The 19,865-nt window shown below is 63.8% G+C and carries 17 protein-coding genes and 1 pseudogene; 3 read left to right on the forward strand and 15 right to left on the reverse strand.

What is annotated here, in order from left to right; translation table 11 throughout:
• Positions 1 to 19: 19 nt before the first annotated feature.
• From CK911_RS10245 to CK911_RS10285, 9 genes and pseudogenes are all read right to left on the reverse strand, one after another.
• Complete coding sequence (locus CK911_RS10245) at positions 20 to 1,219, reverse strand: ABC transporter permease (RefSeq protein WP_098969853.1); 1,200 nt, start codon at positions 1,217 to 1,219, stop codon at positions 20 to 22.
• A complete protein-coding gene (locus tag CK911_RS10250) occupies positions 1,219 to 2,433 on the reverse strand; it encodes an ABC transporter permease (protein ID WP_098969854.1) in 1,215 nt (404 codons plus the stop codon). The genes CK911_RS10245 and CK911_RS10250 overlap by 1 nt, the downstream gene beginning before the upstream one ends.
• Positions 2,434 to 3,123, reverse strand: coding sequence for an ABC transporter ATP-binding protein (locus tag CK911_RS10255; RefSeq protein ID WP_098969855.1), 690 nt, complete (start codon positions 3,121 to 3,123; stop codon positions 2,434 to 2,436).
• Entirely contained in the window at positions 3,116 to 4,255 is a 1,140-nt protein-coding gene (locus CK911_RS10260) for an efflux RND transporter periplasmic adaptor subunit (protein WP_098969856.1), read from the reverse strand. The genes CK911_RS10255 and CK911_RS10260 overlap by 8 nt, the downstream gene beginning before the upstream one ends.
• Before the next feature lie 27 nt (positions 4,256 to 4,282).
• Positions 4,283 to 7,458: pseudogene (locus tag CK911_RS10265) on the reverse strand (efflux RND transporter permease subunit).
• Positions 7,451 to 8,521 carry an efflux RND transporter periplasmic adaptor subunit gene (locus tag CK911_RS10270; RefSeq protein ID WP_098969857.1) on the reverse strand — a complete coding sequence of 357 codons (1,071 nt, stop codon included), beginning with the start codon at positions 8,519 to 8,521 and terminating at the stop codon, positions 7,451 to 7,453. The pseudogene CK911_RS10265 and the gene CK911_RS10270 overlap by 8 nt, the downstream one beginning before the upstream one ends.
• Positions 8,522 to 8,562: 41 nt before the next feature.
• Positions 8,563 to 9,033 (reverse strand): YeeE/YedE family protein, encoded by a 471-nt coding sequence (locus tag CK911_RS10275; RefSeq protein ID WP_172954000.1) that lies wholly within the window; start codon positions 9,031 to 9,033, stop codon positions 8,563 to 8,565.
• 13 nt (positions 9,034 to 9,046) lie between these two features.
• Positions 9,047 to 9,460, reverse strand: coding sequence for a YeeE/YedE family protein (locus CK911_RS10280; RefSeq protein WP_172954001.1), 414 nt, complete (start codon positions 9,458 to 9,460; stop codon positions 9,047 to 9,049).
• A complete protein-coding gene (locus tag CK911_RS10285; RefSeq protein ID WP_098969859.1) occupies positions 9,460 to 9,774 on the reverse strand; it encodes a helix-turn-helix transcriptional regulator in 315 nt (104 codons plus the stop codon). Before CK911_RS10285 ends, CK911_RS10280 begins: the two co-directional genes overlap by 1 nt.
• An 88-nt stretch (positions 9,775 to 9,862) precedes the next feature.
• Here CK911_RS10285 and CK911_RS10290 point away from each other — a divergent pair, with 88 nt between their 5' ends.
• The 3 genes from CK911_RS10290 (at position 9,863) to CK911_RS10300 (ending at position 11,827) form a co-directional block, all read left to right on the forward strand.
• Positions 9,863 to 10,048, forward strand: coding sequence for a DUF2892 domain-containing protein (locus tag CK911_RS10290; RefSeq protein WP_033136592.1), 186 nt, complete (start codon positions 9,863 to 9,865; stop codon positions 10,046 to 10,048).
• A 359-nt stretch (positions 10,049 to 10,407) separates the two neighbouring features.
• Positions 10,408 to 10,812 carry a hypothetical protein gene (locus CK911_RS10295; RefSeq protein WP_098969860.1) on the forward strand — a complete coding sequence of 135 codons (405 nt, stop codon included), beginning with the start codon at positions 10,408 to 10,410 and terminating at the stop codon, positions 10,810 to 10,812.
• 286 nt (positions 10,813 to 11,098) lie between these two features.
• On the forward strand, positions 11,099 to 11,827 hold the full coding sequence (locus CK911_RS10300) for an MgtC/SapB family protein (protein ID WP_042018669.1): 729 nt from the start codon (positions 11,099 to 11,101) through the stop codon (positions 11,825 to 11,827).
• A 95-nt stretch (positions 11,828 to 11,922) separates the two neighbouring features.
• Here the strand turns inward: CK911_RS10300 and CK911_RS10305 are convergent, their stop codons facing one another.
• The 6 genes from CK911_RS10305 to dnaJ all read right to left on the reverse strand — a co-directional run bounded on the left by CK911_RS10305 (position 11,923) and on the right by dnaJ (position 19,826).
• Positions 11,923 to 12,933 carry a substrate-binding domain-containing protein gene (locus CK911_RS10305; protein WP_042018667.1) on the reverse strand — a complete coding sequence of 337 codons (1,011 nt, stop codon included), beginning with the start codon at positions 12,931 to 12,933 and terminating at the stop codon, positions 11,923 to 11,925.
• Between the two features lie 27 nt (positions 12,934 to 12,960).
• Positions 12,961 to 14,376 carry a sucrose-6-phosphate hydrolase gene (locus tag CK911_RS10310; protein ID WP_098969861.1) on the reverse strand — a complete coding sequence of 472 codons (1,416 nt, stop codon included), beginning with the start codon at positions 14,374 to 14,376 and terminating at the stop codon, positions 12,961 to 12,963.
• Complete coding sequence (locus tag CK911_RS10315; RefSeq protein WP_098969862.1) at positions 14,376 to 15,740, reverse strand: sucrose-specific PTS transporter subunit IIBC; 1,365 nt, start codon at positions 15,738 to 15,740, stop codon at positions 14,376 to 14,378. Before CK911_RS10315 ends, CK911_RS10310 begins: the two co-directional genes overlap by 1 nt.
• Positions 15,741 to 15,823: 83 nt before the next feature.
• A complete protein-coding gene (locus CK911_RS10320; RefSeq protein WP_098972591.1) occupies positions 15,824 to 16,780 on the reverse strand; it encodes an aminoimidazole riboside kinase in 957 nt (318 codons plus the stop codon).
• 115 nt (positions 16,781 to 16,895) lie between these two features.
• Positions 16,896 to 18,416 carry a carbohydrate porin gene (locus tag CK911_RS10325; protein WP_098969863.1) on the reverse strand — a complete coding sequence of 507 codons (1,521 nt, stop codon included), beginning with the start codon at positions 18,414 to 18,416 and terminating at the stop codon, positions 16,896 to 16,898.
• 264 nt (positions 18,417 to 18,680) lie between these two features.
• A complete protein-coding gene (dnaJ, locus tag CK911_RS10330; RefSeq protein ID WP_042018662.1) occupies positions 18,681 to 19,826 on the reverse strand; it encodes a molecular chaperone DnaJ in 1,146 nt (381 codons plus the stop codon).
• Positions 19,827 to 19,865: the final 39 nt, after the last annotated feature.

Consider the following 19,865-nt stretch of genomic DNA (forward strand, 5'->3'; position numbering starts at 1 on the left):
CGGCACAGGGCGGGATGGCTTAATCCCCGCGCAGGGCGACCACGGGGTCGAGACGCACCGCCCGCAACGCGGGGGCGACCCCGGCCAGCAGACCGACCAGAGCGCTGCAACCGAGCGCCAGCAGCAGATAGAGAGGATGGAGGGTGAGCGGCAAGCCGGCCGCCAGCAATGCGAACAGCAGCTTGAGCACCCCGAGCAGGGCCAGCCCCATGGCCCCACCCAGCAGCGCCAGCACTACGGCTTCCAGCAGGAACAACAGCAGGATGCGGCGCCGCGGGCAGCCCAGCGCCATCAGCAAGCCCACTTCGGGGATCCGCTCCTGCTGGGCGATGCTCATGATGCTGAAGATGCCGACCGCCCCGATCAGCAGCGAGATAATACCGAGCCCGCCAACCGCCAGCTTGATGATGGAGAGGATCTTGTCGAGGCTGGTCAGCATGTCCTGCTGGGAGGTGAGGGTGAAATCCTCGGCGCCGTGGCGGGCGATCAGCAGCCGCCGGATCTGGGCGGTAATCTCGGCCTCCGTCTGCCCGGCGCGATAGATGACGTCGATCTCCTGCAGCCCCTCCTTGTTGAACAGCGCCTGAGCGTGGGCGGCGGGCAGATAGATCATGTCGTCCAGATCAAAGCCGAGAAATTGCCCTTTGGGAGCCAGCACCCCGGCCACCCGAAAACGGCGATCACCGGCCCGCAGCAGACTCCCCGGCCCATCGCCGCGGGGAAACAGCTCCGCCGCCACCTTGGAGCCCAACACCGCATAAGCGCGGGGCATGGCACTGTCATCCGCGGGCAGAAAACGCCCCTGCACCAGGGTGAGTCGCCAGCCGGAGAGCGCCGCCGAACCGGTGCCCAGAATGGCGGTGCTGCGGGTGAGCCCGCGGCTGCGCACCTCTCCCTGCCCCTGCACCACAGGGAGCGCCGCCTCGATCCCCGGTAATCTGGCGAGGGCATCGGCATCCTCCAGCAGCAGGGGACGGCTGCTGGAGAGGATACCGGGCGGACCGCCAGCGGTTTCGGTCTTGCCCGGGGTCACGGCGATCAAGCGGGTGCCGAATTGGGAGAAACTGTCGAGCAGATAGAGCCTGAGCCCCTCGCCAATACCGGTGAGCAGGGTCACCGAAGCGATCCCGATGGCGATGCCCAGCGCCGACAGCAGGCTGCGACTGCGTCCTGCCAGCAAGGCGCGCCAGAGCCAGAACAGCAGATCAGCGAGGCGCATCAGCCACCACTCCATTGCCCGCTGCGCAGGCTGCTGACCGGATCTTGTCTTGCCGCCCGGGAAGCGGGCAGCCAGCTAAAAAACAGCCCGGTCAGCAGGGCCGCCGGTATGGTGCAGAGGGTCGCGAGCAAAGGGACCGCCACCGGAAAACTGGGCCACACCAGTCCGGCGAGGGCCACCAGGGCATAGCCCAAAGCCGTACCAAACAGCGCGCCACTGCCGCTCAGCAGCAGCGCCTCCCACAAAAACAGCTGGCGGATCTGGCGACTGTCGGCCCCCAGCGCCTTGAGCAGGCCGATCTCGCCGGTGCGCTGGCGGGTGCTGATCAGCGCCAGATTCATCATCATGATACCGGAGACCAGCAGGCTGATGGCGCCAATACCGGCGACCGCCAGCGTAAGGGTCGAGAGAATGGTGGAGAAGGTGGCCAGCATGGCGTCACGGCGCACCACGGTCACATCGAGCACCCCGTGGCGCGCCTGCATCAGTTGCTCCAGTCCCTTGACCAGCGGAGACACCGCTTGCCCCGCCAGCGGCTGGATCAGCAAGCGAAACAGCCCCTCGGTGTTGAACAGCCGCATGGCGCTGCCCACCGGGATCAGCGCGGCCTCAGCCATATCCATCCCCAGATTGCTGCTCTGGCTGGTGAAGACCCCCACCACCCGAAAGCGGCGATTGTCAAAACGCAGCCACTGGCCGACAGGATCGGCCTGACCAAACAGCTCACGGGCCACCACGGCCCCGAGCAGGACGACCGGTCGATCCTCTGCGGCATCCCCCGGTAGCCAGCGGCCGGAAAGCAGTTCCAGCCCGTGGGTATCGCGCAGCCCGTTGCTGCTGCCAAGCAGCATGGTCTGGCGCAGCCGCGCCCCCTGTTTGGCCTCGGCAAAGCCCATCACCAGCGGCACCAGCCGCACCTTGGGCTGGTGCTGGCCAAGGTAGTGCATGTCATCCAGAGTGATCTGCCGCAGGCTGTTGCCGGTGACCGGCGGCAGCCCGCCGGTGGTCTCCTTGCGGCCCGGGAACATCACCAGCAGATCCTTGCCAAGGGAGCTGAACTGGTCGGCCACATAGCGCCTCGCCCCCTCCCCCAGCGCGGTGAGCAGCAGCACGGAAGTGACGCTCAGACTCACCGCCAGGATCAATACCAGCGCCCGGGAGCGCTGGCGCAACAGGGCCACGGCGGCAAAGCGGATCACATCGGGCCGCCGCATTCAGCCCCCGCCGCTATCAGTGTTGATGCGGCCATCGTTCATCAGGATCCGCCTGCCCGCCCGCTCACCGAGGCGCGGGTCGTGAGTCACCACCACCAGCGTGATCCCCTGCTCGCGGTTGAGCCCCTCCAGCAGGGTAATCACCTCCTCCCCTGAGCGGGAGTCGAGATTGCCAGTGGGCTCGTCGGCCAGGATCAGCCGCGGCGCCATCGCCATGGCCCGGGCGATGGCCACCCGCTGACGCTGACCGCCGGAAAGCTCGGCAGGGCGGTGTCCGGCCCGGTTCTCCAGCCCCAGCTCCCCCAGCAACTGCTGGCTGCGGCGATCGCGCTCGGCGGGGGCAATCCCGCACAGCATCAGCGGCAGCTCGACGTTTTCACGGGCGGTGAGGCGGGAGATCAGGTGAAACGACTGGAACACGAAACCGATGCGATGGCCACGTAGTTGGGCCAGCGCCGGTTCTGACAGGGTGGCGGTATCCTCCCCTCCCAGCCAGTAACGCCCCTCATCGGGCCGATCCAGCAGCCCCAGCACATTGAGCAGGGTCGATTTGCCGGAGCCCGAGGGGCCCATCACCGCCAGATACTCCCCCTCGGCAACTCGCAGAGAAACGCGATCGAGGGCGGCCACCTCGCTCCCCCCCAGAGTGAAACGACGGCTGACGGCATCAAGGCGAATGAGATCACTCATCCGTCGGCTCCGTGGCGGCACTGAAGGGCCCCTCCCCGACTATCTGGCCGGGCTGGGCCGCCAGCTGGTCACCGGCGGCGAGCCCCTCTGCCACCTCAATCCAGTTCCAGTTCTCCACGCCCCAGCGGGGCAGCACCCGCACCAGCTTATCTCCCTCCAGCCGCAGCACGCTGCCATCGTCGGCCCGGCTGCTGGCCGCCACCCGAAGCACATCGGTGGCGCGGGTCACCTCGACCTCGAGATCGGCGCTGTAGCCGATAAGCAGGGGCACGTCGCTAGGCGGGGCTGTGAGTACCGCCTCCACCTCCACTGTGCGGGCCTGTTTCTCCAGCTCCTTCACATAGGGGGCGATGCGGGTGACGGTGGCGGCAAAATCGCGTCCGGGCATGGCGTCGAGCAGTACCCGGGCAGACTGACCCACCTTGAGGCGGGCGGCATCCACTTCATCGATGGGGGCTGAGACATAGAGGCAGCGATCGTCGATGAGATCGATAACCGGAGGCATGGCCACTCCGGGCGGTGAGGGGGTCATGTATTCGCCCAGCTTGCTGTTGACCTCCGCCACCACACCGGCAAACGGCGCCTGCAGGCGGCGCTCGCTCAAACGGGCTTCTACCTGGGCGACCTGCGCCTCGTCAACCCGCTCCTGCTGACGGGATGCCTGACAGATATAGCGGCGGGTATCGGCCAGATTCTGGGCCTGCTCGGCGAGCGTGCGGGAGGTTAGGTTTTTGGCCAACAAGGTAGCCAGCCGATTGGCCTCCCGCTCGTAGTAGGCCGCTTCGCTGCAGCGCTCCTCACGCTGGGTCTTGCCGAGCGCCTGCTGGGCACGGGCACGGTCGAGATCGGCGCGAATATCGTCACTCCAGAGGGTCAGCAGCAGATCTCCCTGCGCTACCCGCTCCCCTGCCTTGACGGCGATCTGCTCCACCACGCCACCACCGGGCAGACTGAGCCCAGCCCGCTGGCACGACTTGATGGTGCCAGCCCGGGTGTTGACCACGGTGACCAGCACATTCCCCCGCCCGACCTCAGCCAGCCTGATCGGCGTCGGCTGCGGTCGCCACCACCATGCCACAGCAGCCACCGCTACCACGGCGCCACTTCCCCACCACAGCCAACCTCTCTTCATCGCGCATCCTTTCGCTAGTGACTCCCGTCATGAGCGTCGGGAGAGCAGGGCATAATAGAGCAAGGGTATCACTACCAGAGTGAGCAGTGTGGAGACCAGGATCCCGAAAATCAGACTGATGGCCAGTCCGTTGAAGATGGGATCATCGAGGATAAACAGGGCCCCGATCATCGCCGCCAACGCCGTCAGCATGATGGGTTTGGCCCGCACCTGCGCCGCTTCGATCACCGCCTGCTCGAACGCCACTCCGGCGCGGCGCTGCTGTTCGATAAAGTCCACCAGCAGGATGCTGTTGCGTACGATGATCCCGGCCAGGGCGATCATCCCGATCATCGAGGTGGCGGTAAACTGGGCCCCCAGCAGGGCGTGGCCCGGCATCACCCCGATGAGGGTGAGCGGAATGGGGGCCATGATGATGAGCGGCACCAGATAGGAGCGGAACTGGGCCACCACCAGCAGGTAGATGAGGATCATCCCCACCCCGTAGGCGATACCCATGTCGCGGAAGGTCTCGTAGGTAATCTTCCACTCCCCGTCCCACAACAGCGCCACCTCCCCCAGCTTGTCGGGCTGCTGCACGTAATATTGGGGCAGGTCGATGTCAGCACCGGCGGCAAACATGCCGTAGAGCGGGCTGTCGGTATGGCCGCCCATGTCGGCCACCACCATCACCATGGGCTGCATGTTCTTGTGCATGATATAGCTGGGAGCCACCTCATCACGGCGACTCACCAGCTCGGAGACCCGCACCAGCTGGCCACTCTGGCTGCGCACCTTGAGGGCCAGCACGCCCGCCAGATCCCGTTTGTCACCGGGAGCCAGTTCGATGCGGATCGGCACCGGATACTTGGCGCCGTGCCCCTGCAGCCAGCTGGCATCCTGATAACCCACCCCGCCATTGAGGGTGCTCACCAGGTCCCCGAGGTCGACCCCGAGCAGGGCCGCTTTGCTGCGATCCACCACCAGTCGCCACTTGGGCTGCGGGTCGGTCAGATAGATATCCACATCCACCAGATCCGCCGTGGCTACAAAGCGGGCCTGTACGGCGCGCGCCGCCGCTTCACGGGCAGCAGGCGTCGGGCCATACACTTCCGCGACTATGGGGGACCAGACCGGCGGGCCGGGGGCACCTCCACCACCTTGAGGTTGCCCCCTGCCGCACTGGCGATGGCCTGCAGCGGCGCCCGAACCGACTGGGCGATCTGGTGGCTACTGCGATCCCGCTCATGCTTGTCCACCAGATTGACCTGAATATCCCCCACGTTGGCGCCGCTGCGGATAAAATAGTGGCGCACCAGCCCGTTGAAGTTGATGGGGGCCGCCGTACCGGCGTAGATCTGGTAATCCTTCACCTCCTCCACCTTGGCAAGCTCTCGCCCGACCGCCAGCAGGGTACGCTCGGTCTGCTCCAGCGTGGCCCCCTCTGGCATATCGAGCACCAGCTGAAATTCCGACTTGTTGTCAAAGGGGAGCATTTTGAGCACCACCCACTGCACCACCGGCATGGCGGCAGCCGCCCCGACCAGCAGCAACACCACCAGCCAGAGCTTGCGTCTGGCCCTCTTGGCGCCGTCACCGATCAGGAAGGGGGTCATCAGCCGCTGGAAGAGGCCAGCCTTGGCCTCGCCGTGGGCAGCCTGCACCTCCCCCTTGAGCAAATGGCTCGCCAGCCAGGGGGAGAAGATAAAGGCCACCAGCAGGGAGATAAGCATCCCCATGCTGGCATTGATGGGGATGGGGCTCATGTAGGGGCCCATCAGACCGCTGACAAAGGCCATCGGCAGCAGGGCCGCGATCACGGTCAGGGTCGCCAGTATGGTCGGCCCGCCTACCTCGTCCACCGCCCCCGGAATAAGATCCTTGAGCGACCCCTTGCCTAAACCGCGATGGCGGTGAATGTTCTCCACCACCACAATGGCGTCATCCACCAGAATGCCGATGGAGAAGATCAGCGCAAACAGCGACACCCGGTTGAGGGTAAAGCCCCAGGCCCAGCTGGCAAACAGGGTCAGTGCCAGGGTGATAACGATGGCCACCCCCACCACCAGCGCCTCGCGCCAGCCCATGCTCACCAGCACCAGCAGCACCACCGCCGTGGTGGCAAAAATCAGCTTGCCGATCAGGGTGTTGGATTTGGTCTCGGCGGTGACGCCGTAGTCCCGGGTCACCGTCACCTCGACCCCGGCAGGGATAAGCCGGTTCTGCAAACTCTCGACCCGCACCTCCACCCGCTTGGCCACATCGACCGCGTTCTGGCCCGGCTGTTTGCCGATGGCCAGGGTCACCGCCGGATAGCTGCGATCCCCCAGCCCCATCCAGCTGCGCTTGGTCGGAGTCTCCTGACCCAGAGAGACCTTGGCCACCTCCCCCAGATAGACCGGCTTGCCGTCGTGCAGCCCCACTACCAGCTCGCGGGCCTGCTGCTCGCTTTGCAGGAACTGCCCCACCTGTACCTTGATCTCACTGTTGTCCTGCTCGATGGCCTGTGTCGGGCCTACCTGATTGGCGGCCGAAAGGCGCTGACTCAGCTCGCCCCAGCTGATGCCGTGGGCGCTGAGGGCCGCCGGATCCGGCATCACCCGCAACACGGTGCTCTGGCTGCCCAGCGTGTAAATATCGCGGGTACCGCGAATGCGCTTGAGTTCGGTCTCCAGCTCATGGGCGACCCGGGTCAGCTCGGGTGCCCCCAGTTGCTTGCTCCCCTCTTTGTTCCACTCTTTGCTCCATAAGGTCAAACTGACGATGGGGACATCATCGATCCCCCTCGGTTTTACCAGTGGCTGACCGACCCCGATCCCCTGTGGCAGCCAGTCGCGGTTGGAGTCAAGCTGGTTGTTGAGATCGACGATGGCCTGCTCGCGGCTCACCCCCACCTTGAACACCACCACCAGCAGGGCGCCATCGGGTTGGGAAAAAGAGTAGAGGGTATCAATGCCCTTTATCTGGGAGACCACCTGCTCGGCAGGGGTGGTGACGAGAGAGGCCACTTCAGCCGGGCTGGCTCCCGGGAAGGGAATGTAGACATCGGCGAAGGTGACATCGATCTGCGGCTCCTCCTCCTTGGGGGTCACCAGCACTGCAAACAGGCCGAGCAACAGCCCCACCAGCGCCAGCAGCGGGGTGATGGCCGAGCCCTGAAACAGCGCAGCCAGCCGACCCGCGGGCCCCAGCCTCTCCCTGTTGCCGTTCAGCTCGCTACTCATGGGCCACCTCCTGCTGCAGCGCCCAGGCATCGGGGGCCAGCTTGTCACCGGCTTGCAGCCCGGCCAGGATCTCGCACTGCCCCGCCAAGCAGTGGCCGACCCGCACCGGCGTCAGGGCCCAGCCAGCGGGCTGCTGCAGATAGACGCCGTTGAACTCCCCTTGCCGCAGCAGGGCGCGCTCCGGTACCTGCAACACCTGACGTTCACCCTGTTTGAGCTGCACCTTGAGCCACATGCCGGGCAGCACACCTGCGGTTTGCGGCGGCAAGTCGAGGCGCAACCTGAAGGCGTGGCTCTGGCTGTCGGCATAGTTGAAGCGGGTCAGTTTGACCGGGGTAACGGCCCTGCCATCCGGCAGCAGCACCTGCACATCCGCAGGCTCACGAGCCAGCGTCAGGGCGGATTGGGGCAACTCCACCTCCACCCGCAAGGTGTCGAGAGAGAAGCCGGAGAGCAGTGGGGTACCGGGGGCGACTGTCTCCCCCAGCTCTACCAACCGCTTGGTCACCACCCCGGCGTAGGGGGCCAGAATGCGGGTATAACCGTAGGCCTCACGGGCCTGAGTGAGGGCCGCATCGGCAGCGTTCACCTCGGCGCGGGCGGCGCGATCGGTCGCCTGGGCGTTATCGAGCTGGGCGCGGGTGATCACCCCCTTGGCAATCAGCGCCTGAAAGCGGGCGAGCTGGCGCTCGGCTTCCACTTGCTGGGCCTGCGCCCGCGCCAGCCGTGCCTGCGCACCCGTGACGGCGGCAAACTGCTCTTTGCCGCTGATCTCCAGCAGCGGTTGCCCCGCTTGCACCTGATCGTTCACATCCACCAGCATGCGGGAGACCCGGCCACTGGTCTGGGCCGCCACCGTCCCCTGATTGATGGCAGTGACGGTGCCATCCAGCATCAGCCAGTCGGTCACCGGCTGTGGCGATACTGTCAGCAAGGACTCTGTCAGCGAAACAACAGTCAGCGGGGCCACCGGCTCCCCTTGTGCGGCCAGGGCCTGGGTGGATGTCATGGCCTGCGATATCATCACTAGCAAGGTGAGCCCCAGCAACCGAATGTTTTCCATCATCACTCTCCTTCCCTGGCATCATCAGTCACTTCACGGGATCAGCCGGTATGGGACTGGCGCACCTTACCCTTTCCCCGAGCTGGCGCCTTGGTCAGCACCCTGGCCAGCCCTCTGTCAAACAGCAAGATCCCGGCCACCATGGCCGCTATAAACAACATTATCATGGGCTGCCCGCTGGAAATGAGACTCAGAGCTGGCCCCGGGCAGATGCCCACCAGCCCCCAGCCGATGCCAAACAGCGCGGCCCCGCCGATCAGCCGTCGATCCAGCTTGGAAGCAGGTACGGCGGCGATGGGCTCACCCAGCACACTCTGGCGACGAGGTTTCACCAGCAGAAAATAACCCGGCATAAAGACCAGCAGGGCGCCCCCCATCACGAAGCCGAGGCTGGGATCCCAGCCGCCAGCCAGATCGAGAAAACCGGTGACCCGGGCGGGATCCACCATGCCGGAGATGGCCATCCCCAGCCCGAACAGCAGGCCCGCAAACAAACTTGTCAGCAACTTCATGGCGATCAGCCTCTTACAACAGATGATGAGTAACGAAGACGGTGATGAAGCCAGCCGCCATAAAGGTCAGGGTAGCGACGATGGAGCGCAGGGAGAGCCGCCCCATGCCGCAGATACCGTGACCGCTGGTGCAGCCATTACCAAGACGGGTACCGATGCCGACCAGCAGACCGGCCAGCAACACCACAGGCCAGCCGGGCAGCGTGGTGAATGCAGGCATACTGGCCCAGCCCAGGGTCAGCGCCAGCCAGGCGCCCACCCCGAGCCCCAGCAGAAACAGCACCCGCCACGGCGCACGCTGTTGCAGCGCACCGGCCAGAATGCCGCTGATCCCGGCCACCCGGCCGTTGAACAACATCAGGATCAGGGCCGACAGCCCCGCCAGCATGCCGCCGCCCAAAGAGAGCAGCCATTGGCTTTCCATCATCAAGATTCCTTATTTTCTGAGTGACAAAAATGGGTTTGCAGCGCCGCCAGCACATCGGCGGCCGCCTCACTCACCAGCGAGTAGTAGATCTGCTGGGAGACCTTGCGCGAACGGATCAGGCCGTAGCGCTTCAATACCGCAAGTTGCTGGGAGAAGGCCGACTGCCCCAGTTGGCTGTGGGCCAGCAGCTCCCCGACCCCCTTCTCTCCTTCCACCAGCTGGCAGAGCACCATCAGGCGTTCGGGATGAGCCAACGCCTTGAGCAGGGAGGCGGCGGCTGTCGCATGTCTGTTCATCTGGTCGAATTGGCTCATAAGAGTAAATTAGCAATTGCTGATATTTGTTCTATTGTATAAAACAACACTAAATTAGCAATATCTAAAGTAGATAAGGAGAAAGACCATGACAGTAGATAACGGAGTCAGAATCGTCGCGGGCTGCATGCTGCTGCTCTCGCTGATCCTTACCACCTGGGTTCATCCGGGCTTTGTCTGGTTGAGTGCCTTTGTCGGGGTCAACCTGATCCAGAGCGCCTTCACCGGTTTCTGCCCGGCCGCAATGATCCTCAAACGGATGGGACTGAAATAACCGGGTCAGTTTTTGGCGGACCGGCGCGGCCAAGACAGACGCTTTCGATTATGTTTCAAGATGTTGCTGCGGGCGGCGCGGGGTTTACCCTGCCTGCCGCCTCGGCTATCATTCGAGCCTCTTATCAATAGCGGAGACCATCAGTGGGCAACTCATCAAGTGACAGTTGTAGACCGGCCCTGTCAGCCGGTACCAAGGTCGCGAGCTAGCCGCAGATTTCCTCTGCCGCAACTCGCAACCCTGCGAGAAGCGGAAATCCACTCCCCTCTTCTCTTTTTACACTTGACGTCTGGTGACCATTGGCCAAAAGCCATGGCCGTCATGCCTGCATAGTTTCTGCTTCCCACAAGGAGGCTGCTATGCGCTTTATCTCAATCAAACCGGCTGCGGATCCCACGGTCGCAACAGGTTCCGTTGCTACCCGGGCTCACCCTCTGCTGAGCAAGCTCGGCCGTGGCATGCTGCCACGCTGGCTGGGCGGCAAACAGCGCCAGCACCACTACCGGCTGCAGATCCGCTGCGAGGATCGCGCCGATATGGAGCAGGTGCTGGATATGGTGAACCACACCCTGCAACCGGCCGGACTGCAACCGATGCAATCGATAAAGCCGGGTCGCAGCGGCGGGCGTGAGCTGGTGCTCAACCTGCAGTGCACCCCGCCCCAGCGACGCTATCTGGTGCAGTTTGTTCATCAGGTCGGAGTAGCACATCCGGTGCGCTGGCAACTGCGCCCGCGCATCGACTGCGATCCTGAGCTCAACTGAACGCGCACCTGAGTTAACCACAGTGAAAGGGGCCAGCCACGCTGGCCCCTTGTTGTGAGCAACAGCTTGCCCAGCGGCAGATCGGGTCACCGATCCGCCGTCCATGCTCGCACCTATGTTCGCACTTATGTTCGCGCCCATGCTCGGCTCGCACCCCTGGTGCCCGAGTGCGGGCGCGTAGTGTTGTTTTTCTGCTGGCCATCCGCGCAATCACCCCTGATCCATCCGCCATAGGGCGTCTCATCATGGATTGCGCCAAGCCAGCACTCATCAGAAGGAGTACGCCATGAAGATGTGGCAACAAATTGACATGATCTCCCTGCTCGACACTCTGGCCAGCCTGCTGCTCGCCTTTGTGCTCGGCAGTCTGGTCGGACTGGAGCGCCAGTACCGCCAACGTACTGCGGGCCTTCGCACCAACGTGCTGGTCGCCGTGGGGGCCGCCCTGTTCGTCAGTCTGGCCCAGCGCATCTATGACCTGCACGGCGGCAACTACAACGTGGTCCATGTAGTGGCCTATATCGTCTCCGGCATCGGCTTTCTCGGTGCCGGTGTCATCATGCGCGAGTCGGGCAATATCCGCGGCATCAACACCGCCGCCACCCTCTGGGGCGTGGCCGCCGTCGGCGCCGCCTGTGGTGCTGGGCTGGCCATGGAGGCGATTCTGGGGGCCCTGTTCGTGCTGGCTGCCAACACCCTGCTGCGGCCGCTGGTCAATCAGATCAACCGCCGCCCAGTGGACAATACCGACACCGAAGTGACCTACAAGGTGACGGCGCTAACCCAGCGCGAACATCAAAAAGAGGTGCTGCACTGGCTGGAAGAGATGCTGGAACAGGCCAACTATCCCATGAGTGAGCTCGATATCGAGCCGTTCGGTGCGGGGGATCTGGAGATCTCGGCAGTGCTGCTCGCCACCTCCATTAATGGCGACGAGCTGGATGCCCTGATGCAAAAACTGGCCATCCACCCCCATATCAAGCAGGTGTTCTGGCGTACCAGTACCACCGATTGATCTCTCGGTCAGAGGAACGGCACCATCCGCCAACAGCAAAAAGCCCCGCCAGCAATGGCGGGGCTTTTTCATATGGGATGGGCGAAGCGGCGTGGCTAGCGGCGACTGCGCCAGCGCACCCGGGGGTTGATCACCAGGGCGGTCTGCGCCGGGGGATTACCCGCAATCAGTTGCTGCATCAGCTCGAAAGCGGCACGGGCTAGCGCCGGACAATCCTGCGCCACCGAGTCGATGCGCATGGGAATGCAGTCGAGCAAGTCGTGATCATCGAAGGTACAGAGCCGCATCCCAGTCTCCATCAGCCCCGCCTCGTTGAGGTAGCGCAGTACACCCTCCAGCAGGGTAAAGGAGGCGGTAAAAAGCCCCTTGGGTGGCGCCCCCAACTCGGCCACCAGCTCGGCCATCAGCTGATAACCGGAGCTAGGCTGATAATCGCGATGGCGCACCCGGATTGCATCGGCCTCAAAACCGGCGCGATGGAGCCCCAGCTCATAGCCCGCCAGCCGGTGACGGCTGGGGGAGAGATCCAGCAGGCCACCGACGTAGTAGATCTCCTCGCCGCACTCGCTTGCCATATCCCGCACCAGCTCGGCGGTAGCCTTGCAGGCATCGGAGATCACCATGGGCAGGCGCGACTCGCCGATGTGGCGGTCGAGCTGTACCACCGGCAGGCGGTCGTGAATGCGGGCATAGATGTCATCGCTGTGGCCGCTGGAGGCGACAATCAGCCCATCCACCTGACGGCTGATCAGGTTGTCCACCACCCGCTGCTCGAGGGCGGGATCATCCTCGGAGCAAGCAATCAGCAGCTGGATGCCCGCCTCCCGGCAGTGGGCCTCGAGGGCGCGGGCGATGCGGGCAAAACCGAAGTTGGTGAGATCGGGGATCACCAAACCCCAGGTGTAACTGCGGGTCTCGCGCAGGGAGCGGGCGTGAAAGCTCGGCAGGTAGTGGCACTCATCCGCCACCGCCTGAATACGCTTGCGGGTATCGTCGGCGATCCGGTACTCCGCACTCTTCCCGTTGAGCACCAGACTGGCGGTCGCCTTGGATACCCCCGCCAGTTCGGCAATCTGGGCAATCGTGATCCGTTTCTTCTTCTCCACCTGGCCTCCCGGCTGACTAGAACCGGGCTATTGTACTAGGCACGCCGACAGCGGCCAGTGATTGAGGCAAATTTTGCAGCCATCAGCGCCGTTACCTGATGAAAGTTGCGGCTTTTCCCCGGGGAAGTAGCGCGCAGACAGGCTGTGACGGCCCTCATCGATAAAACACTCCAGACTGGAGCGATCGCACAACAGGGTGATCCGCCCGCCAGACCATGAGCTGCTGCGGGTCTCCCACGCCCCGCTCTGCCAGTTCTGCCGCCGCAAGGTGATGCGCCCCGGCTGCCACACCAGCTCGGCCACGGCACCGAACCAGAGGCTCCCCTCGCCGCAGAGAGCCAGATCGAGCCAGGCCGAGTCGATGGCCAGCCCCGGAAACTCGCCAAGCGTCCCCTCGAAGCGGGTCAGCTCCCCCTTCAATACCGCGAGCTCGGCCACCGGTCGCTGGCAGAGCCACTCATCCTGCCAGAACAGCTCCCGCGGGCAGCTCATCTGGTGGATCCAGCCATAGGGGATGGTGGGCTGGCTCATCTCGTTCTCCTCCGGCAGCCCCAGCCAGCCAATCAGCAAGCGGCGCCCCTGACTGTCTCGGGCGGTTTGCGGTGCATAGAACTCGAAGCCCCTGTCCAGCTCGTGGAAAGCCCCGTGCTCGAAGCGCTCGCCGTCGAAATCCCCCGCCAGCCAGCCGCACTGGTAGAGGTTGCGATAATCCTCGCCTGCCGGGGCAATCCCCTGCGGGCAGCTGATCAGCACATGGCGATCCCCTAGCGGGAAGAGATCCGGGCACTCCCACATATAGCCAAACTCACCCAGCCCCCCTCGTCCGCTACCGGCGATGGGGCCCACCCGCTGCCAGCTTTGCAGGGTGTCGCCGCGATAGAGCAGCACTTCACCCTTGTCATTCAGGGTGCGCGCTCCCAGCACCATCAGCCACTGCTGGCCGTCGTGCCACACCTTGGGGTCGCGCACATGGCCGCTGTAGCCTGCGGGCAGATCCAGCACAGGCCCCAGTTTCTCGAAGCCCCCCTCACCGTCGGCGCGGGCCAGACATTGATAGGCGGTGCGGCTGCCATCCGGGTATTTGACATTGCCGGTGTAGATGAGGGTCAAGCGCCCCTGCTCGTCGCTCACCGCCGAACCGGAATAGCAGCCGTGGCTCTCATACGCCTCGGTGGGCAACAGCGCCACCGGCTCGTGCTGCCAGTGCAGCAGGTCGGTGGAGGTGACGTGCCCCCATCCCTTGTCGCGGTGCTCGCAGCCCAGTGGATTCCACTGGTAGAAGAGGTGGTAGCGCCCGTCGTGCTCGATAAAGCCGTTGGGATCATTGAGCAGCCCCACCGGGGCAGCCAGATGCCAGCGGGGCCGATGGGGATCGGCCGCCGCCTTGAGCTGTCCGGCCAGCAACGACCGGACAATCTGGTTGAGAAGATCGCTTTCCTTCATCACTCCACCTTGTATTTGAGCAAGGTGGAGGCGGCGAAGGCGGTGCCAAAGGCGATCACCAACCCGATGATGTAGTGAATAAGGCTCATGGGCTGGACGATGGCCATGCCGGGAATACCGGTCAGCCCAACCGCCGTCATCCCCACCTTGGCCGCCACCACGTAGGCGCCGCCGCAGGCCCCGCCGAACAGACCAGCCAGGAAGGGTTTGATGTAACGCAAGTTCACCCCAAAGATCGCCGCTTCCGTGATGCCCAGCAGGCACGACATGGCGGCCGGCACGGTAATGGCCTTGATCTTCACGTCACGGGTCTTGAAGTAGACCGCGAGGCAAGCCCCACCCTGTGCCACGTTGGCCATGGCCCAAATGGGCAGCAGGAAGTTGACGCCAATTTGCGGATTAGCCAGCAGTCCCGCCTCGATAGCGTGGAAGCTGTGATGGATGCCGGTGATGACGATCAGCGAATAGGTGCCGCCAAATACCAGCCCTGCCAGCCAGCCAGCCTGCTCATAGAGGGCGCTTAGGCCGAACGAGATGCCATCCCCCAGTACCCGACCCGCCGGGCCGATAAAGAGCAACGCCACGAAACCGGTGATGATGACGGTGAGAAACGGCGTGAGGATCAGATCCAGCGCATCCGGAATGCGCTTGCGCAGCTGTCTCTCCAGATGGGACATAAACCAGACCGCCAAGAGCACCGGGAAGACGGTGCCCTGATAGCCGATCATCGCCACATCGAGCCCGAAGAAATCCATGGTTTTGAAGCCACCGGCCACGCCCCAGGCGTTGGTCAGCGCCGGGTGGGTGAGAATGCCGCCGAGGGTCGCCCCGAGATAGGGGTTGCCACCAAACTCCCGCGCAGCCGTAAAGCCGATCAGAATGGGCAGGATGATAAAGGCCGCCGAGCTGAACATGTCGAGCATCACAAACAGGGCGCTGTCGGCATTGACCCAGCCGTAGGTGCGCACCATGCCGAGCAGCCCCATCAGCAGGCCCGAGGCGACGATGGCCGGAATGATCGGCACGAAGATGTTGGACAGAGTCCGCGCCAGCCGCTGGGCCACGTTGAGCTTGGCCGTCGCCATGTTGGTCAGTTCCGCCTTGCTGGCCATGCCGGTGCCGGTCAGCGCCACGAACTCCGCATAGACCTTGTTGACCAGACCGGTGCCGAAGATCACCTGAATTTGACCCGCGTTGCTAAAACAGCCCTTGACCCCCTCCAGCTTGTCGATGGCAGCCTTGTTCACCTTGCTGTCATCGGCCAACACCAGCCGCAGCCGGGTGGCGCAGTGAGCGGCACTGACGATGTTCTCCTTGCCCCCGAGCAGGGGCACCAGATCCTTGGCTATCGCACTGATATTCATATTCTTCCTCTTATGACCCGCCACGCTGGCGGGCCCTTGTCACATGAGAGTAGGGGCTGTCGAGCCGGGCTTCTAGCCGCAGATCAACAGCCGCTTGCGCCTGATCGCAAAAAGGCATCCAGTTCGGTGCGGGTCGGCAGCGCCGTCATCGCCCCCTTGGCGGTGGTGGCGAGCGCCCCGCAGCCGTGGGCCTGAGCCAGAATGGCGGGCAGCTCAGCCAGATTGGGCAGCGACGAACGCCCGGCCAACGCCGCCAGCAGCCCGGCGACGAAGGCATCCCCCGCCCCTGTGGTGTCGAGTGGGGTCACTTTCTGCCCCACCCACTCCAGCAGCTCGCCATCGAGACGCGCCACCACACCGGCCGCGCCCCGGGTCACCAGCACCAACGCCGGGCCCGAGAGCGTCGCGAGCCCGGCAACCAACTCATCCTCGCCGCTCAGTAGCTGCAGCTCCTCGATGGATAGCTTGACCACATCCGCCTGCGCGATGGCCTGATGCACCAGCGGCAGCATCTCGGCGGGGTTGCCCCACACCTCGGGGCGCAGGTTGGGGTCGAAGCAGACCCGCCCACCAGCCGTCTTGATGGCTGCCATGGCCTGCAGGCAACTGCCGCGCACCGGCTCGTTGGCGAGCGCGATGGAACAGGTGAGCAACCACTGACCGACATCGAAGCGGGGCAACTCATCGGGGGTGAGAAACTGGTCGGCACTGGGGCGCACCATAAAGGTGAAGCTGCGCTCCCCCTCATCATCCAGTGCCACCAGCACGGTAGAGGTGCGATGGTCTGGATCAAACCGCAGCGCGGCGATATCCACCCCCTCCCCGCTCAAGGTCTCGGCCATAAAGCGGCCGAACGGATCGGCGCCGACCCGGCCGATAAAGGCCGCATCGCCACCCAGCCGTGCCACGCCAACCGCCACATTGGCGGGCGCGCCACCCGGACACCTGAGGTAGTGCAACGCCCCTTCCGGGATCAAATCCACCACCGCATCCCCCATTACCCACACACGATTCGTCACCTTGCTACTCCACTGCTGCATCGGATCCACGGTCAAACCCAGACTCTGTTCTGTTGGCTGGCATTATCAGCTAAACCGTTTTAGCCAACCAACAGATCTCCGCACTGGCTGCCATTTTTGTGATCGGGATAACGAACTAGAACCAGGTTTCCATCTGTACGCCAAAGTTCCACTCGCCACCGGCGGTGAAATTGCTCTGGCCCATGGCATCGTCGCTGGCGTAGTTGTCGAGCTCCGATGACCAATCCATCCAACTGGCGAACACCCGCAGCTCGGGCCGCTCGAAGAAACCGGCGGTCTGCGCCTTGAAGGTGGGGGCGAAGGTGAGCTTGGTGAAGTTGCCATTCACCGCTTGGCGTCCCTTGTAGCCCTTGGGATCGAGATCCATGTACTGCCAGGCCGCCTCGTAGACCAGCTCGACGTTCTGGCTCAGCACCTGGGCCACCCGGGTATTGAAGGTAAGCCAGCGGTACTCGTCCCCTTTCACGTAGCGATCCTGACTCTGCTCGGCCAGCAGGGCCGGGGCAAAACGCCAGCGCGAGTTGAGATCGGTGGCGCCAAACACGGCGACCCGCACCGCATCGGCATCCGGCAGCAGCTCGCTGTCAGAGCCCAGCCCCTTGAGCTCGGCCCCCAGCCCATGACCGTACAGCACTGCCGCCTTGGCAAAACCGGGGTTGATGCCAAAGAAGCTCTCGCCGTGGTAGGCCAGCAGGGTGTGTGCCCCCTTATCCGCCGCCTCGCTGCCCGCCCCTTTGTCATTGATGCGGGCGTCATTGTCCTTGGCCGAGAGACCGTTCACCATCCACTGCCAGTTACCGACGCGGTTGTTCATGGTGAGGATGTAGCTCTCGATATCGGAGAGACCGCTGGCGCTGATGTCGCCGTAATCGCGGCCATAGAGGGAGAAGTTGGCCTTCCAGCTGTCGGCCAGCTGCACATCGTAGACGCCACCGCCAGTACCGGCCAGGAACACCACGTCGGAATCGAGCCAGTGGATATCGAAGTTGTCGCGGTCAAAGCGCTTGCCCGCCCACAGCACCGCGTTCTTGAAGGGGCCATCGAAGCTCGCCAGATTGCCGATCTCGGCAAACACCTGACGGGTATTGAGGCTCGAATCACTGGCGGTCCAGTCGTTGCTGGTCTCCACCCCGTCTGCCAGCATCAGCTTGTAGCGGGCCCAGCTGCCATCCTCGAAGGTCTGGGTTTTCAGCAAGTTGGCCTCCATGTAGGTGTCATCCTCGTTACCAAGGCGACCCACTGCCCCGCCCACCGAACCGGCTGGGGTGAGGTAGGGGCCGCCGCGCCCGCCGTTGCCATTGCTGTTGACCAGCAGGCCCGAGCGAGCGTAACCATGAAACTCGAAACCCTGGGCGCCTGCGGTCTTCTCATCCACCTTCTGGCTGCGACTGTCGGCCACCTGCGCCTGCTCGCTGGCGGCGCTCGCCTTCACTTCCGCCTGACTGGCACGGCTCTCTGCCGCCTCGGCTCTCGCTTCGGCCGCCTGCACCCGCGCCTCCAGCGCCGCCAGTCTGGCTTCGACACGCTCCTCTTCGACACTCTCCCCTCCGACACTCGCCTGCGCCGCCCACAGCGGGCTGATCATCCCCAATCCCAGCGCTACCGCCAGCGCCAACTTGCTCTTGAACATCATCATCTTCCTCACCTGTCATCTGTGGCCCGAACGGGCGCTGTTGTTATCGACAGCCAGAGCATAGCTAAACCGCTTTAGCTAACTCAATATGACAACTAAACCGTTTCAGCAACAGTGTGGGCTGGATAACATTTGTACAGCAGGAATTGGCGGGAGTTGTGAGGAGGATCCCTCATCAGGATCCACTCAATAGCGCGGATCCTGGCTAAATGACGGGCAAAAAAAGAGCCGGCGCAGGGCCGGCTCTGTTTATTCGGGTGGCTGAAATCAGCGGGTCAGATCGTCGAAGAAGCGTTTCACCCCTTCGAAGAAGCCTTCCGATTTCGGCTTGTGGGTCTTGGCAGCGGCACCGCTGAACGACTCGTCCAGCTGGCGCAGCAGCTCTTTTTGGGATTCGTTGAGCTTGACCGGGGTCTCAATGACCACTTTGCACATCAGATCGCCAACCTGGCCGGAGCGCACAGATTTAACGCCCTTGCCGCGCATGCGGAACATCTTGCCGGTCTGGGTCTCGGGAGTCACCTTGAGCTTGACCCGGCCATCCAGGGTCGGCACTTCGATCTCGCCACCCAGCGCAGCAGCGGTGAAGCTGATGGGCACTTCGCAGTAGAGGTTGTTGCCATCACGCACGAAGATCTCGTGCTCTTTGACGTGCACCTGTACGTACAGATCCCCAGCCCCTGCGCCCGCTTCGCCTGCTTCCCCTTCGCCGGAGAGACGGATACGATCGCCGGTGTCGACGCCCGCCGGAATTTTCACCGACAGGGTCTTGGTCTTCTGGTAGCGACCTTCGCCGTGGCACTTGCGGCACGGATCCTTGATGATCTTGCCGCGACCGTGACAGTGGGGGCAGGCCTGCTGCACCGCGAAGAAGCCCTGACGCATCTGCACCTGACCGGCGCCGTGGCAGGTCGGGCAAGTCTGGGCACTGCTACCGGTGTGGGCACCGGAGCCGTTACAGACTTCACAGTGAACCAGGGTCGGCACCTTGATCTCCTTGGAGACCCCGCGCACCGCCTCTTCGAGGGTCAGCTCCATGGTGTAACGCAGATCGGAGCCACGGGCCGGGCCACGACGGCCGCCGCCACGTTGGCCACCACCAAAGATATCGCCAAAAATATCGCTGAACGCATCACCAAAATCAGCGCCGCCACCAAAACCACCGTGGCCACCGCCACCCTGGCTCGGATCGACACCGGCATGGCCATACTGATCGTAACGGGCACGCAGGTTGCCATCGGTCAGGACCTCGTAAGCTTCCTTGACCTCTTTGAACTTCTCTTCAGATGCCGCATCACCCTGATTGCGATCCGGGTGATACTTCATGGCCAGACGTTTGTACGCCTTCTTGATCTCGCGCTCGTCGGCATCTTTTGCCACACCCAGCACTTCGTAGAAATCGCGCTTCGACATACTCATCCTGTTGCTTCGTAGCAGTTACGCAGACGGGCG

This window comes from Aeromonas sp. CU5, from assembly GCF_002586745.1.
GTDB lineage: Bacteria > Pseudomonadota > Gammaproteobacteria > Enterobacterales > Aeromonadaceae > Aeromonas > Aeromonas sobria.